The following is a 15,301-nucleotide window of genomic DNA, read 5'->3' on the forward strand; positions in this document are numbered from 1 at the left end:
GTTCGCTCGCCCGCTCTTTCACGGAAAGAGTGGTCACCCCGGCCGGGGTGACCACTCTTTCCGTGAAGTTGCGCGCAGGTGTGCCCGCCCTCGGCGGGTCGGCCGTGACCGGGGGGAGCGGTCCCGCGTTGGGCTTTCGGCGAGGCGGGGAGGGGGAGTGCGGGACGTGATCCTGATGACGCGCCGGGAGGGTCGGCGAACTTGATTTCGGTCCGCCGGACGCATACGGTCGACCCCTAGATGTAGTAGTCACATGGGCGTAAGTCGCCTACAGGTTGGGTTCAACTACCGACCGCACTCCCTGCTACCGCACCCGGTGGCGGCCCCACACGCGGGCCGGCGCCGCGGTTCCGTGCGTCCGGGGGTGCCCGGTGTGCCCGCCAATCGACGAAGGAGGTCAGGCGATGCGGTGCCCGTACTGCCGGCACGCCGACTCCCGGGTCGTCGACTCGCGGGAGGCCGACGACGGCCAGTTGATCCGCCGACGGCGGTCCTGCCCGGAGTGCGGCAAGCGGTTCACCACCGTCGAGGAGGCGGTGCTCGCGGTGGTCAAACGCAGCGGGGTGACCGAGCCGTTCAGCCGTACCAAGATCGGCGGCGGGGTGCGCAAGGCGTGCCAGGGGCGGCCGGTCGACGAGGACTCCATCGCCCTGCTCGCCCAGAAGGTCGAGGAGACCATCCGGGCCAAGGGGGCGGCCGAGATCCCCAGCCACGATGTGGGGCTGGCGATCCTCGGCCCGCTGCGGGACCTGGACGAGGTGGCGTACCTCCGCTTCGCCAGCGTCTACCGCTCGTTCGACTCGCTGACCGACTTCGAGCGCGAGATCGAGACGCTGCGCGCCGCCGCCCGCGCCCGAGAGGGCGCCGGGGCGGACGGCGACGCCGGGTCGGCGGCGGGGGCCGCCGACCGTACCGTTTGAGCTTTTCCTGAATTGCTGACAGTGCGACGCGCGGCGGGTGACCGCGCAGACGAGGGGGCGGATGAGATGGCGGGGGACGGCGTGACAGCCAGCCGGACGCGGACGAAGGCCGGCGCGGGCCTCAAGATCGAGCGGGTGTGGACGACCGACGGGGTCCACCCCTACGACGAGGTGACGTGGGAGCGTCGCGACGTCGTGATGACGAACTGGCGGGACGGCTCGATCAACTTCGAGCAGCGCGGGGTGGAGTTCCCCGAGTCCTGGAGCGTCAACGCGGCCAACATCGTGACCACGAAGTACTTCCGGGGCGCGGTGGGCACCCCGGATCGGGAGTGGTCGCTGCGGCAGCTCATCGACCGGGTCGTCAGCACCTACCGCAAGGCGGGCGAGGAGCACGGCTACTTCGCGACCCCGGCCGACGCCGAGGTGTTCGCCCACGAGCTGACCTGGATGCTGCTGCACCAGGTGTTCAGCTTCAACTCGCCGGTCTGGTTCAACGTCGGCACGCCGTCGCCCCAGCAGGTCTCGGCGTGTTTCATCCTGTCTGTGGACGATTCGATGGATTCCATCCTCGACTGGTACAAGGAAGAGGGGCTGATCTTCAAGGGCGGCTCCGGCTCCGGGGTCAACCTGTCCCGGATCCGCTCCTCCCGCGAGCTGCTCTCCTCCGGCGGCACCGCCTCCGGCCCGGTCAGCTTCATGCGCGGCGCGGACGCGAGCGCGGGGACCATAAAGTCCGGCGGCGCCACCCGGCGCGCGGCCAAGATGGTCATCCTCGACGTCGACCACCCGGACATCGAGGAGTTCGTGATCACCAAGGCGCGCGAGGAGGACAAGATCCGCGCGCTGCGGGACGCCGGCTTCGACATGGACCTCGGCGGCAACGACATCGTCAGCGTGCAGTACCAGAACGCCAACAACTCGGTCCGGGTCTCCGACGAGTTCATGACGGCGGTGGAGAGCGGCGGCGGCTTCGACCTGCGCGGCCGGCTCGACGGGCAGACCATCGAGACCGTCGACGCCAAGAAGCTGTTCCGCACCATCTCGCAGGCCGCCTGGGAGTGCGCCGACCCCGGCCTGCAGTACGACGACACCATCAACGACTGGCACACCTGCCCGGAGACCGGCCGGATCACCGCGTCGAACCCGTGCTCGGAGTACCTGCACCTGGACAACTCCTCGTGCAACCTGGCCTCGCTCAACCTGATGAAGTTCCTCCGCGCGGACGGTGGCTTCGAGGTGGAGAAGTTCGTCCGGTCCGTCGAGTTCGTCATCACCGCGATGGACATCTCGATCTGCTTCGCCGACTTCCCGACCGAGAAGATCGGCGAGACCACCCGCGCCTACCGGCAGCTCGGCATCGGGTACGCCAACCTCGGCGCGCTGCTGATGGCCTCCGGCCTGCCGTACGACTCGGAGCAGGGCCGCTCGGTCGCCGCCTCGATCACCTCGCTGATGACCGGCACGGCGTACCGCCGCTCGGCCGAACTGGCCGGCATCGTCGGCCCGTACGACGGCTACGCCCGCAACGCCGAGCCGCACAAGCGGGTCATGCGCAAGCACGCCGCCGCCAACGACGAGATCAAGCCCACCAGCACGGTGGCCACCGCGATCGTCCGCGAGGCGACCAAGCAGTGGACCCAGGGCAACAAGATCGGCGACAAGTTCGGCTGGCGCAACTCGCAGGCAGCGGTGTTGGCTCCGACCGGCACCATCGGCCTGATGATGGACTGCGACACCACCGGCGTCGAGCCGGACCTGGCGCTGGTCAAGTTCAAGAAGCTGGTCGGCGGCGGCTCGATGCAGATCGTCAACCAGACCGTCCCGCGCGCCCTGCGCAGCCTCGGCTACCCCGAGGAGCAGGTCGAGGCGATCGTCGAGCACATCGCCGACCACGGCCACGTGGTGGACGCCCCCGGCCTGAAGCCGGAGCACTACCCGGTCTTCGACTGCGCCATGGGCGAGCGGTCCATCGCGCCGATGGGGCACGTGCGGATGATGGCGGCCGTCCAGCCGTTCATCTCCGGCGCCATCTCCAAGACGGTCAACATGCCGGAGCAGGCCACCGTCGCCGACGTCGAGAAGATCTACTTCGAGGGCTGGAAGCTCGGCCTCAAGGCGCTGGCCATCTACCGGGACAACTGCAAGGTCGGCCAGCCGCTGTCCGTGGCGAAGCCGAACAAGGCTGCGGCCCCGGCCGCGACCGCCGCCGTCGCGCCGGTGGTGGAGAAGGTCGTCGAGTACCGCCCGGTACGCAAGCGGCTCCCGAAGAAGCGCCCGTCGCAGACGGTCAGCTTCTCCGTCGGCGGCGCCGAGGGCTACCTCACCGCGTCGTCGTACCCGGACGACGGCCTCGGCGAGGTCTTCCTCAAGATGTCGAAGCAGGGCTCGACCCTGGCCGGGGTGATGGACGCCTTCTCGGTGGCCATCTCCATCGGCCTCCAGTACGGCGTCCCGCTGGAGACGTACGTCAGCAAGTTCACCAACATGCGCTTCGAGCCGGCCGGCATGACCGACGACCCGGACGTGCGGATGGCCGCCTCGGTGATGGACTACATCTTCCGTCGCCTGGCCCTGGACTTCCTGCCGTACGAGGGCCGCGCCGAACTGGGCATCTTCACCGCCAAGGAACGGGCCGCCCAGCTGCGGGCCGAGGCGGAGGCGGAGAGCGCGGCGGTCAGCGGTGCGGAGCTGACCGCGATGGCCTCCTCCGCCCCGGTCGAGGCGCCGGAGACCAGGTCCGCGCCGGAGCCGAAGACCGGCCCGGTCGCCCAGCCGGCGCAGGAGCTGGCCGACGTCGCCGCCGCCAAGCCGGCGCCTTCGGTCGGGTCCAGCACCGAGCTGCTGGAGGCCGTGATCGGCAAGGCCGCCGACGCGCCGCTCTGCTTCACCTGCGGCACGAAGATGCGCCCGGCGGGCAGCTGCTACGTCTGCGAGGGCTGCGGCTCCACCAGCGGCTGCAGCTGAAACTGGGCCGAATCGCATCTGACGCAACATTCGACAGAGCGAGTCGAGTGCTGAAAGTTCAGTAGGGCGCAGGGGGAGTCGGGCGTTGCCCGGCTCCCCCTGCGCTGTCCGGTAAGAGGTCTCGGCACGCCGGCAGCCGCTCGGGCACCACCTCGGTGTTGCACCTGATCCCAGGTGGCTGTTCCGCGAAAGGTGTTCAACGCAGAGCGAGCGGGGTCTCGGATTCGAGGCGGGTCAGCTTCTCCGGATTGCGGACGTAGTAGAGGCCGGTGATGCGGGCCTGCTCGACACGGATCGCGACGATGCCGTCGATCCCGCCGTCCAGGCGTAGGGCGAGCGCCGGGCTGCCGTTGACCACGGTGGGTTCAGTCGTGATCGTGGCCTCGACCTTGCCGACGAGACCGAGGATCATGCGGACCACCTTCTCGGCACCCATGACCGGTCGCAGCGCGGCCTTCTTGACTCCGCCGCCGTCGCCGACCATGACGACCTCGGGGGCGAGCACGTCGAGGAGGCCCTGCAGGTCCCTGGTGTGGAGCGCGCGCTGGAGCGACTCCAGAGCTGCCCGAGTCTCGCTCGGGGAGACCGGCTGGCGGGGGCGTCGGGCGTCGACGTGCTGGCGGGCGCGGTGGGCGATCTGGCGGACGGCCGCCGGGCTCTTGCCGATGGCGGCGGCGATCTCGTCGTAGCTGACGTCGAAGGCTTCGCGCAACACGAAGACGGCGCGCTCGGTCGGCGAAAGCGTCTCGAGGACGAGCATGAGCGCCATCGACATGCTCTCGGCGAGCTCGACGTCCTCGGCCACGTCCGGAGCGGTGAGCAGCGGCTCGGGCAGCCATTGTCCGACATAGGTCTCCCTGCGGCGCTTCATGGTGCGGAGCCGGTTGAGCGACTGTCGGGTGGTGATCCGGACCAGGTAGGCGCGCTGGTCGCGCACCTGCCCCAGGTCGACCTTGATCCACCGCAGCCAGGTTTCCTGAAGGACATCCTCAGCATCGGCCGCCGATCCGAGCATTTCGTAGGCGACGGTGAAGAGCAGGTTGCGGTGGGCGAGGAACGTCTCGGTCGCCGGGTCAACGGCGTGGTCGCTCATACCCATAGTCGACCGGACCGGCTGCCGATGCGTGGCGCAGGTTGCCCGTTCACTGGGTGGCCAGCGCTTCGCCGAGCTTGGCCTGGAGTCGCTGCTGGCGCGTGGCATCCCTGACCGGCCAGCTGTGCGATCCGGGTTTGCCCGCCTCGGCCGCCAACTGCTTGACGGTGTTCGTGCAAACGGCCTCCTTGAGTTTCGCGCCCAGTCGGCCGCTCAGGTGAAGCCCCATCGCGGTGTCGTCCCGGTGGGCGGCCTGAAAGACACCGGCCCGACGACCCAGGCTGATGCACATGGCGGCGATCCCCTTGCTGAAATCTGCGGGTCGTTCACCCGCTATCCGGCTGAGCACGGTGTCGGCGGCGTGCGAGCCCAGCGGAAGCGCGGCCTGGCAGCTCATCCGCAACGGCAGGTCCGAAGGTGCCGCCGCATCCCCGGTCGCGATAATGCGCTGGTCGTCCACGCTGGTCAGCGTCTCGTCGGTGAGCAGACGGCCCACGGCGTCGGTGCTCAGCCCGCTCCGCGCGGCCAGGTCCGGAACGCCGAAGCCGGCACTCCAGATCGTCACCGCGCTCGGGAGCCCGCGGCCGTCACCGAGCTGGACGGCATCGCGTGTCACGGTGGTCACCGTCGCGCCAGGGCCGTCGAGCACGGTCACACCGAGCCTGGACAATTCCTTGGCCACCGAGCGTCGGCCCCGTGGGTGCAGGTACGGGCCGAGCTGCTCACCGCAGACCAGGGTCACGCTACGGCCCAGCTCCGCAAGCTCGGCGGCTCCCTCGATGCCGAGCGGACCGCCACCGACAACCGTCACCGCGGCCGTTACGGGTGCGCTGTCGACGACGGACCGTAGCCGCTGCGCCTCCTCCAGGCTGGCGATCGGATAGGCGAACTCAGCCGCTCCGGGCACCTGTGGGTCGGCGCTGCCACTGCCCACCGCGTAGATCAGGTAGTCGTAGCTTGCCGTGCCGCCGGTCGCCAACGTCACGCTGCGCTCGGCCACGTCGATCCGGGTTACGGTGTCGACTACCAGCCGGACGCCGTCGGCCAGGATCTCCCGGTAGTTGACGACCGCATCGTCGGACCCGCCCACCAGTTGGTGCAGGCGGATCCGCTCGACGAAGGTCGGCCGCGGGTTGATCAGGGTCACTGTCAGGTCGTCCCGCTGGGTCAGGCGATTAGCCGCCATGACGCCGGCGTATCCCCCGCCGATAACGACCACATCGATGTTCCCAGTCATGGTGTCTCCTTCGTTTCCAGGGGTTCGAGCACCAGACACCGCGTGCCCGCCCGCTGTGACATACATGAGGCGGATCACTCCACAAGTGTGAAGGCCCGACTATTCCTGGGCCGGTGCTCGGGAGGACGCGACGACCGCCGCCAGCTACGCCGAGTTCGCCGCCCGCGAGGCGCGCGGCGTGTCGCGCGCGTACGAGCGGCTGGCCCTGACGGTCTCCCGCGACGCCGCGCTGCTCGGCACGCTTCCGCCGGCCGGCCGGCTGACCCGCGTCGGTGCCCGCACGGCGGTTTCGGCGGCGCTAGGGTGGCCGGTCATGGGGGAACAGGGATGGCTGCGGGAGACCCGCGCCGCGTACGACACGGTGGCCGTCGACTACGCCCGGCTGGTGCACGGCGAGCTGGCGGGCAAGCCGTTGGAACGGGCGCTGCTGGACACCTTCGCCGAGCTGGTCGGCAGCGCGGGGCCGGTCGTCGAGGTCGGCTGCGGCACCGGCCGGATCACCGCCCACCTGCGCGATCTGGGGCTGGACGTCGCGGGGCTCGACCTGTCCCCGGGGATGGTAGCGGTGGCCCGGGACGCCTGGCCGGGGCTGCGCTTCGCCGTCGGGTCGATGACCGATTTGCCGCTGCCCGACGGCAGCCTCGCCGGCCTGGTCGCCTGGTACTCGATCATCCACCTGCCGCCGGAGCTGCTCCCCGGGGTCTTCGCCGAGTTCCACCGGGTGCTCGCCCCGGGCGGTGAGCTGCTGCTCGCGTTCAAGGCCGGCGACGAGCGCATCCGCCTCGAGCAGGCGTACGGCCACACCGTCTCCTACGACGTGCAATGGCTGCCGCCGGACCGGATCGCCGCGCAGCTCGCCGGGGCCGGGTTCGTCGTGCACGCCCGCCTGCTCCGCGAGCCCGAGGGGTACGAGCGCAGCCCGCAGGCGTACCTGCTGGCCCGCCGGCCCGGCGGGGAGGTGGGGCGGTGACCGTCGTCCTGTTCACCCTCGGCGGGACCATCGCGATGGCCGGGTCCGCCGGGGGCGGGGTGGTCGCCCGGCTCACCGGGGCCGACCTGGTCGCGGCCGTGCCGGGCCTCGCCGACCTCGACCATCCGATCGACGTACGCGACGCGCGGGCGGTGCCCAGCGCGGATCTCACGTACCGGCAGATCCTGGACCTGGTCGACGCGGCGTCGTCGGCGGTGGCCGACGGCGCGGCCGGCGTGGTGGTGACCCAGGGCACCGACACGCTGGAGGAGACGGTGTTCCTGGCCGACCTGCTCTGGCCACACCCGGCGCCGCTCGTCTTCACCGGCGCGATGCGCAACCCCACCCTCGCCGGTGCGGACGGCCCGGCGAATCTGCTCGCGGCGGCCCGGGTGGCCGCCGCCCCGGCCGCCCGCGACCTGGGGGCACTGGTCGTGTGTCACGACGAGGTGCACGCCGCCCGCTGGGTCCGCAAGACGCACAGCACCAGCACCGGTGCCTTCGTCTCACCGAACGCCGGCCCGCTCGGGCACGTCGTGGAGGGAGAGGTGCGGGTGCTGACCCGACCGCGTCGGCTGCCACCGGTGACCGGGGTGGACGCCGACCGGCTCGACGCGGTCCGGGTGGCCCTGCACACGGTCACCCTCGACGAGGACACCGACCTCGTCACCGGCCTGTTCCGGGACCGGGACGGGGTGGTCGTGGCCGGGTTCGGCGTCGGGCACGTCCCGCCCGCGCTCGCCCCGGTGCTCGGAGAACTGGCGGAGCGGGTGCCGGTGGTACTCACCTCGCGCGCCGGGGCCGGGGCGGTGCTGCGGCACACGTACGGGGCGGTGGGGTCGGAGACCGACCTCCAGCGGCGTGGGCTGGTCAACGGTGGGCTGCTCGACCCGTACAAGGCGAAGGTTCTGCTGCGGGTGCTGCTCGCGGCGGGCGCGGACCGGGCGGAAATCGCCGCCGCGTTCGCCCGGCGCGGCTGACCCGGACCGGCGGCTGCCGGCCGACCGGGAGGCCGGGGAGGTCCATGGGGGTCGGTCGGTAGGCGACGTACCTACACTGGCGCGGTGAGTGCAGAGCGGCTGCCGCTGGCGGCCCGGCCGTTGACCGAGCCGCACCCGTCGCGGCTGTCGCCGGAGCACCCGCACCGGGAGCGGATCCTCGCCGCGCACGCCGCCGCGCTGGCCGCCGACGAGGCCGGCTACCCCGACCCGGACACCGGGCTGTTCGTGCTCACCGCCGGCTTCCTGGCCGGCCGGGGCACCTGTTGCGGGCGCGGCTGCCGACACTGCCCGTACGCGACCGACTGAGGGCTTCCGTCCGACGCTGACAGCCCGTACGGTGTCCGACGACAACCGGCGGGAGCCCGCCGGGGACGGTGGAGGTGGGGCGTGCGTGGTCGGATCTGCCTCGCGGGCGTCGCGGCGCTGGTGGTGTCGGGGTGCGCCGCCCAGGACCCCGGGCCGGTGACGATGCCCCGGGTCGAGCCGGTCGTGCTCGACGTGCCGGCGGCCTCGTCGGGCGGCGCGTGCCGGCTGCTCGACTTCGCGGTGATCGATAAGCACACCGGGGAACGGTTCGACGTGGCGGCGTCCAGCTCGCGCGGCGACACGCACACCTGCGTGGTCCGCGCGGAGCGGGCGCTGCTGCCCGAGCTGGCGCTCATCGTCAGCGCCACCTCGATCGACGTGGCGGGCTTCACCGCCGACGTGCAGCCGGGCGGGGCCCGTAAGGTCAGCAAGCTGGGCCGGGCCGGCTACCGGCGGACCGCCTCCGCCGCCGCCGGCCACGGGCCGGTCGCCGAGGTCGGCTGGCTGGCGGCCGGGGACCGGCTCGCCACGTTGCGCTGGACGCTGCCGAAGGGCGCCGACCGCGCCGCCGCGGACGAACTGGCGGAACGGCTCGTCGGCCTGGCGCAGACGGTCGACACCCGGGCGCTGTGAGCCCCGGCCCGGGCGGGCCGGCGGCACGGGGCCGACCGGGTGCCGACCGGGCGCGTCAGGGGCAGGGAAGTCAGTGGGCCGCGACGAACACCCGGGAGGCGACCTCGCGGGGCAGCCGGATCCGGTCGCCGGAGCGGTCGATGAAGACCCCGTCGCGCTCCTGGGCCACGGTCACCGTGGCGCCCGGGTCGACCCCGGCGGCGTGCAGCTGGCGCAGCACGTCGGCGTCGGTCTGCACGCTCTCGCAGATGCGCCGCACCACCACCGGGCCGGACAGCCCGGGGAAGGCCAGGTTGCGCTCGCCCTCGGTGCCGTCGGCCGGCGCCTCCGGGGTGCCCAGCTCCTCCAGGCCCGGGATGGGGTTCCCGTACGGCGAGCGGGTCGGTCGGTTGAGCAGGTCGTAGACCCGCTTCTCCACCGCGTCGCTCATCACGTGCTCCCACCGGCAGGCCTCCTCGTGGGCCTCCTCGTAGGGCATCCCGATGACGTTGACCAGCAGCAGCTCGGCGAGCCGGTGCTTGCGCATCACGGACACGGCGGCGCTGCGACCCAGCGCGGTCAGCGTCAGGTGCCGGTCGCCCTCGACGGTGAGCAGCCCGTCGCGCTCCATCCGGGCGACGGTCTGGCTGACGGTGGGGCCGCTCTGGCTCAACCGTTCGGCGATGCGGGCACGCAGCGGCGGCACACCCTCCTCTTCGAGCTCGAGGATGGTGCGAAGGTACATCTCGGTCGTGTCGACCAGGTCATTCACGTCAGCGGACCTCCAGGAGGTCGATGCTACCCCGGGCGGCGGACAACGCTCTCCGGCGAAACGCGAGGTCGCCGCCCGGATGGTGTTGACTGGACGTCATGTCCGGTACCGAGGAACCGCTGGTCGAGGCCGACCGGCTCGCCACCGAGATCGATCACGCCGACCCGCCCACCCTGCTCGACGTCCGCTGGCGGCTCGCCGGCCCGCCCGGCCGCGACGACTACGCCGCCGGCCACCTCCCCGGCGCGGTCTTCGTCGACCTCGACACCGACCTGTGCGGGCCGCCCGGCGCCGCCGGCCGGCACCCGCTGCCCGACCCCGCCGCCCTCCAGGCCGCGCTGCGGGCCGCCGGGGTCCGCGCCGGTCACCCCGTCGTCGTGTACGACGGCGGCGACGGGCTGGCCGCCGCCCGCGCCTGGTGGACGCTGCGCTGGGCCGGGCACCGGCCGGTGCGGCTGCTGCACGGTGGCTTCCCGGCCTGGGTGGCCGCCGGCCTGCCCGTGTCCACCGAGGTCCCCGCCCCGGCGCCCGGCGACGTGCCGGTCCGGCCGGGGGAGCTGCCGGTGCTGGACACCGGCGCCGCCGCCGCGCTCGCCGCCGCCGACTCCGGCGTGCTGCTCGACGTGCGGGCCGGGGCGCGCTACCGGGGCGAGACCGAGCCGATCGACCCGGTCGCCGGGCACGTCCCGGGCGCGGTGAGCCTGCCCGCCGGCGGGTACGTCGACCCGGACGGGCGGTTCCCCGCCGCGGCCGTGCTGCGGGACCGGTTCGCCGCCGCCGGGGTCGCCGACGCCGCACCGGTCGGGGCGTACTGCGGCTCCGGGGTGACCGCCGCGCAGGCCGTGCTCGCCCTGCACCTCGCCGGCCGACCGGACGCCGCGCTCTACGTCGGGTCGTGGAGCAACTGGGTCGCCGACCCGTCCCGCCCCGTCGCCACCGGCGGCTGACCGCAGGGCCCCTGCGACCGACACCGGCCGCAGGGGCAGCGCGTTCGATGGGCGACCGTCGGTGCTCGTGCGACGATGGGCCCATGTCCGAGGACACTGTGGTGGTATGGGATGAGGCCCTGCTCGCCTACGACATGGGTGACCATCCCCTCGACCCGGTCCGGGTGGAGCTGACCGTCGCGCTCGCCCGGGAGCTGGGCGTCCTCGACCGGCCCGGGGTCCGCCTGGTCGCCCCGGCGCCGGCCGACGACGCCCTGCTCACCCGGGTGCACGACCCGCGCTACCTGGACGCGGTGCGGATCGCCCCCCGCGACCCGCTCTTCGCCGGCTACGGGCTGGGCACCTCCGACAACCCGGTCTTCGACGGGATGCACGAGTCCAGCGCGCTGATCGCCGGGGCCACCGTGGCCGCCGCCGAGGCGGTCTGGCGGGGCGAGGCACGGCGCGCGGTCAACGTGGCCGGCGGTCTGCACCACGCCATGCCGGACCGGGCCTCAGGCTTCTGCGTCTACAACGATCCCGCGGTCGCCATCGCCCGGCTGCTCGACCTCGGCGCGCAGCGGATCGCGTACGTGGACGTGGACGTGCACCACGGCGACGGCGTGCAGGAGATCTTCTACCGCGACCCCCGGGTGCTCACGGTCAGCCTGCACGAGACCCCGCTGGCCCTGTTCCCCGGCACCGGCTTCCCCGACGAGACCGGCGGCCCCGGCGCGGAGGGCACCGCCGTCAACGTGCCGCTGCCGCCCGGCGTCAACGACACCGGCTGGCAGCGCGCGTTCCACGCGATCGTGCCGTCGGTGCTGCGCGCGTTCCGGCCGCAGATCCTCGTGACCCAGTGCGGCGCCGACGGGCACCGGCTCGACCCCCTCGCCGACCTGCACCTCTCCGTCGACGGGCAGCGGGCCACCTACGTCGCCCTGCGGGCGCTCGCCGACGAGCTGTGCGAGGGCCGTTGGGTGGCCACCGGCGGCGGCGGGTACGCCCTGGTCGAGGTGGTGCCACGGGCGTGGACCCACCTGCTGGCGGTCGCCACCGGCGACCCGGTCGACCCGGCCACGCCCACCCCGCCGGGCTGGCGACGGCTGGCCGCCGAGCGCCGCCCCGGTCGGGAGGTGCCCTTGCGGATGACCGACGACGTCGACCCGGCGTACGAGCCGTGGCAGCCGACGGGCGAGCCGAACTCGGTGGACCGGGCCGTCGCGGCCACCCGCAAGGCGGTGTTCCCGCTGCTCGGGCTCGACCCGTACGACCCGCGCGACTGAGCCGACGCACCCGGGGAGGGGACCGAAGGCGTGACCACTGTCGACCAGCCGGTGGACGTGCTGCTCAGCGACGGCACGACCGTCGGGCTGCGGCCGATCCGCCCGGACGACGCGCCGGGCATCGTGGCGATGCACTCGCGGTTCTCCGAGCGCACCCGCTACCTGCGCTACTTCTCGCCGTACCCGCGGATTCCGGAGCGGGACCTGCGGCGGTTCGTGGTGGTCGACCACCGGGACCGGGAGGCGTTCGTGGTGCTGGCCGCCGACCGGATCGTCGCCGTCGGCCGGTACGAGCGGCTCGGCCCCGAGGCCCCCGAGGCCGAGGTGGCGTTCGTGGTGGAGGACGCCTACCAGGGCCGGGGGATCGGCTCGGTGCTGCTGGAGCACCTGGCCGACGCCGCCCGGCGGTTCGGGATCGTGCGCTTCGTCGCCGAGGTGCTCCCGGCCAACGGGGCGATGCTGCGGGTCTTCGCGGACTTCGGCTACCAGGTCCAGCGCCAGTACGCCGACGGCGTGGTGCACCTGAGCTTCCCGATCGCCCCGACCGAGCAGACGCTGGAGGTGCAGCGCGGCCGGGAGCACCGCACCGAGGCGCGTTCCATCGCCCGGCTGCTCGCCCCCCGGGCCGTCGCCGTGTACGGGGCCAGCGCCACCGGCCAGGGCGTCGGCGCGGCGCTGCTCGGGCACCTGCGCGACGGCGGGTTCACCGGGGCGGTGGTGCCCGTGCACCCGAGCGCGGCGACGGTGGCGGGGCTGCCCGCGTACCCCTCGGCGGTCGACGCCGGCCGGGCGATCGACCTGGCGGTGGTCGCGGTGGCCCCGGAGGCGGTCGGCGCGGTCGTGGCCGACGCGGCGGCGGCCGGCGCGCACGGCCTGGTGGTGATCTCCGCAGGCTTCGCCGAGGCCGGCCCGGCTGGCGCGGCGGCCCAGCGGGCCCTGGTCCGCGCGGCGCACGCCGCCGGCATGCGGGTCGTCGGCCCGAACTGCCTCGGCGTGGCCAACACCGACGAGGCGGTACGCCTCAACGCGACCCTCGCCCCGGCGCTGCCGGCCCCCGGCCGGGTGGGCATCTTCAGCCAGTCCGGGGCGTTCGGGGTGGCCCTGCTCGCCGAGGCGCACCGGCGGGGCCTGGGCGTTTCGAGCTTCGTCTCGGCCGGCAACCGGGCCGACGTCTCCGGCAACGACCTGCTCCAGTACTGGCAGGACGACCCCGGCACCGACGTGATCATGTTGTACCTGGAGACGTTCGGCAACCCGCGCAAGTTCGCCCGGCTGGCCCGGCGGATCGGCCGGAACAAGCCGGTGGTGGCGCTGGCCTCCCCGGCCCGCCCGCCGGGGCTGAACGCCGACGCCCCCGGCCCGGACGCGGTCGCGGTCAGCGCACTGTTCACCCAGTCCGGGGTGATCCGGGTGGACACCGTCGCCGAGCTGCTGGACGTCGGCGTGCTGCTGGCCCACCAACCGCTGCCGGCCGGCCGGCGGGTCGGCGTGGTGGGCAACTCCTCGGCGCTGACCGGCCTGGCGGCCACGGCGTGCGCCGCGCAGGGGCTGACCGTGGCCGCCGGCTACCCGTCCGACGTGGGGCCCCAGGCCGGGGCGGCCGAGTTCGCCGCAGCGCTCGGCGTCGCCGCCGCCGACGACGGCGTGGACGCCCTCGTCGCGGTCTTCGCCCCGCCGCTGCCCGGGCAGCTCACCGACACCGAGGCCGACTTCGCCGCCGCCCTGCCCGGCGCGCTCGGCGCCGGCCGGCCGGTGGTGGCCACGTTCCTCGCCGGTCGTCCCCCGGCCGGGGTGCCGGCGTACCCGAGCGTGGAGGAGGCGGTGCGCGCCCTGGGCCGGGTCGCCACGTACGCCGACTGGCTGCGTCGCCCACCCGGCGCGCTGCCCGAGCTGCCCCGGATCGACCCCGCCGCCGCCCAGGCCGCGCTGCGGGCCGACGGCGCCGACCCGGCCGGCCTGCTCGCCGCGTACGGGATCGACGTGCTGCCCTCCGCGCCGGCGCGCTCGGCCGACGAGGCGGTGACCGCCGCCGGGGCGCTCGGCTGGCCGGTGGCGCTGAAGGCCGCCGCCGCCGGGCTGCGGCACCGCCTCGACCTGGGCGCGGTCCGCCTCGACCTGGCCGACGAGCCGGCCCTCCGCCGGGCGTACGCGGAAATGGCGGCGGCGTTCGGCACGGACGTCCTGGTGCAGGCGATGGTCCCGCCCGGAGTGCCCTGCGTGGTGGAACTGGTGGAGGACCCGGCGTTCGGGCCGGTGGTCGGGTTCGGCCTCGGCGGCGTCGCCACCGAACTGCTCGGCGACCGGGCCTGGCGGGCGGTGCCGCTGACCGACTCCGACGCCGCCGAGCTGGTCGACGCGCCCCGGGCCGCGCCGCTGCTGCGCGGGCACCGCGGGGCCGCCCCGGTGGACCGGGCCGCCCTGGCGGAGCTGCTGCTGCGGGTCGGTCGGCTCGCCGACGAGCAGCCCCGGGTCCGCTCGCTCACCCTCAACCCGGTGCTGGCCCGCCCGGACGGGGTCTCCGTGCTGCATGCCAGCGTCCGCACCGGCGCCGCCGGCGCCCGCCCTGACACCGGCCCCCGCCGCTTGTAAGGAAGGGGGCATCTGATCCGTGTAGTGGTCGATTCATGTTCGATCGCGAAGTGGGAGGCGGATGGGACCACGCAGCGGATCCACGATCTGCTGCGGGAACGGGTTCGTGTGGCCCGAGGTCGTCGTGCAAGCCCTTTGGGGGTAGTCCTGGACTCGCGGCCCTGGACATCGGCACCGGGCCGGTCGTCGCTGCTGCTCCTCATGGCGCATCGGCGTGGAGTTCCTGGTTTCATCAAGAAGGCCGTCAAGCCCCATGCCGAGGAGAAAGCTCATGTCGTGCTGGAAAGATCTGTCCACACACGACACGCCAGAGGTCAGGTCATGGCTGGAGCGCAACCCGACGTCACGTTCCACTTCACCCCGGTCGGATCCTCGTGGATCGACCAGATCGAGACCTGGTTTGGGCTCATCACCATGCAGGCCATCCGACGAGGCACGTTTACCTCGGTCAACGCGCTGATCCGCCGGATCCGCGACAACATCGAGCACTGGAACACCGACGCGGCGCTGTTCACGTGGACCGCCACCGCCGACCAAATCCTGGCCAAGGTCCGCTGGGTCGAGACCAACCTCAAACAACTCGCCGCCAACAACTCGACGTAACGTCTACAGAATCACGGGA

13 protein-coding genes are annotated in these 15,301 nt (G+C 73.3%); 10 read left to right on the forward strand and 3 right to left on the reverse strand.

The window, feature by feature from the left end:
- Positions 1-404 precede the first annotated feature (404 nt).
- The gene (nrdR, locus tag GVV04_RS13935) at positions 405-920 is read left to right on the forward strand and encodes a transcriptional regulator NrdR (protein WP_161688193.1); all 516 of its coding nucleotides are present in this window, start codon (positions 405-407) and stop codon (positions 918-920) included.
- A gap of 66 nt (positions 921-986) precedes the next feature.
- The gene (locus GVV04_RS13940) at positions 987-3,887 is read left to right on the forward strand and encodes a vitamin B12-dependent ribonucleotide reductase (RefSeq protein ID WP_161688194.1); all 2,901 of its coding nucleotides are present in this window, start codon (positions 987-989) and stop codon (positions 3,885-3,887) included.
- Between the two features lie 196 nt (positions 3,888-4,083).
- On the opposite strand, the gene GVV04_RS13945 is transcribed toward GVV04_RS13940, so the two are convergent.
- Positions 4,084-4,980 carry an RNA polymerase sigma-70 factor gene (locus GVV04_RS13945; protein ID WP_161688195.1) on the reverse strand — a complete coding sequence of 299 codons (897 nt, stop codon included), beginning with the start codon at positions 4,978-4,980 and terminating at the stop codon, positions 4,084-4,086.
- A 49-nt stretch (positions 4,981-5,029) separates the two neighbouring features.
- Positions 5,030-6,217 carry an NAD(P)/FAD-dependent oxidoreductase gene (locus GVV04_RS13950; RefSeq protein ID WP_161688196.1) on the reverse strand — a complete coding sequence of 396 codons (1,188 nt, stop codon included), beginning with the start codon at positions 6,215-6,217 and terminating at the stop codon, positions 5,030-5,032.
- A gap of 178 nt (positions 6,218-6,395) precedes the next feature.
- On the opposite strand from GVV04_RS13950, the gene GVV04_RS13955 reads away from it, so the two are divergent.
- The 4 genes from GVV04_RS13955 to GVV04_RS13970 all read left to right on the forward strand — a co-directional run bounded on the left by GVV04_RS13955 (position 6,396) and on the right by GVV04_RS13970 (position 9,127).
- Positions 6,396-7,187, forward strand: a complete 792-nt coding sequence (locus tag GVV04_RS13955) for a class I SAM-dependent DNA methyltransferase (protein ID WP_328822367.1) — start codon at positions 6,396-6,398, stop codon at positions 7,185-7,187.
- Entirely contained in the window at positions 7,184-8,167 is a 984-nt protein-coding gene (locus GVV04_RS13960) for an asparaginase (protein ID WP_161688197.1), read from the forward strand. Before GVV04_RS13955 ends, GVV04_RS13960 begins: the two co-directional genes overlap by 4 nt.
- A gap of 84 nt (positions 8,168-8,251) precedes the next feature.
- Entirely contained in the window at positions 8,252-8,494 is a 243-nt protein-coding gene (locus GVV04_RS13965; RefSeq protein WP_161688198.1) for a DUF5522 domain-containing protein, read from the forward strand.
- A gap of 81 nt (positions 8,495-8,575) precedes the next feature.
- The gene (locus tag GVV04_RS13970; protein WP_161688200.1) at positions 8,576-9,127 is read left to right on the forward strand and encodes a hypothetical protein; all 552 of its coding nucleotides are present in this window, start codon (positions 8,576-8,578) and stop codon (positions 9,125-9,127) included.
- A 70-nt stretch (positions 9,128-9,197) separates the two neighbouring features.
- On the opposite strand, the gene GVV04_RS13975 is transcribed toward GVV04_RS13970, so the two are convergent.
- Positions 9,198-9,878 (reverse strand): metal-dependent transcriptional regulator, encoded by a 681-nt coding sequence (locus GVV04_RS13975; protein WP_161688201.1) that lies wholly within the window; start codon positions 9,876-9,878, stop codon positions 9,198-9,200.
- Between the two features lie 98 nt (positions 9,879-9,976).
- On the opposite strand from GVV04_RS13975, the gene GVV04_RS13980 reads away from it, so the two are divergent.
- The 4 genes from GVV04_RS13980 (at position 9,977) to GVV04_RS13995 (ending at position 15,282) form a co-directional block, all read left to right on the forward strand.
- A complete protein-coding gene (locus GVV04_RS13980) occupies positions 9,977-10,825 on the forward strand; it encodes a sulfurtransferase (protein ID WP_161688202.1) in 849 nt (282 codons plus the stop codon).
- Positions 10,826-10,908: 83 nt separating this feature from the next.
- Positions 10,909-12,090, forward strand: coding sequence for an acetoin utilization protein AcuC (locus tag GVV04_RS13985; protein WP_161688203.1), 1,182 nt, complete (start codon positions 10,909-10,911; stop codon positions 12,088-12,090).
- 30 nt (positions 12,091-12,120) lie between these two features.
- Entirely contained in the window at positions 12,121-14,679 is a 2,559-nt protein-coding gene (locus GVV04_RS13990; protein ID WP_161688204.1) for a bifunctional acetate--CoA ligase family protein/GNAT family N-acetyltransferase, read from the forward strand.
- A gap of 321 nt (positions 14,680-15,000) precedes the next feature.
- Positions 15,001-15,282 carry a hypothetical protein gene (locus GVV04_RS13995; RefSeq protein ID WP_328822369.1) on the forward strand — a complete coding sequence of 94 codons (282 nt, stop codon included), beginning with the start codon at positions 15,001-15,003 and terminating at the stop codon, positions 15,280-15,282.
- Positions 15,283-15,301: the final 19 nt, after the last annotated feature.

Source organism: Micromonospora rubida (assembly GCF_009908295.1).
Lineage (GTDB): Bacteria > Actinomycetota > Actinomycetes > Mycobacteriales > Micromonosporaceae > Micromonospora > Micromonospora rubida.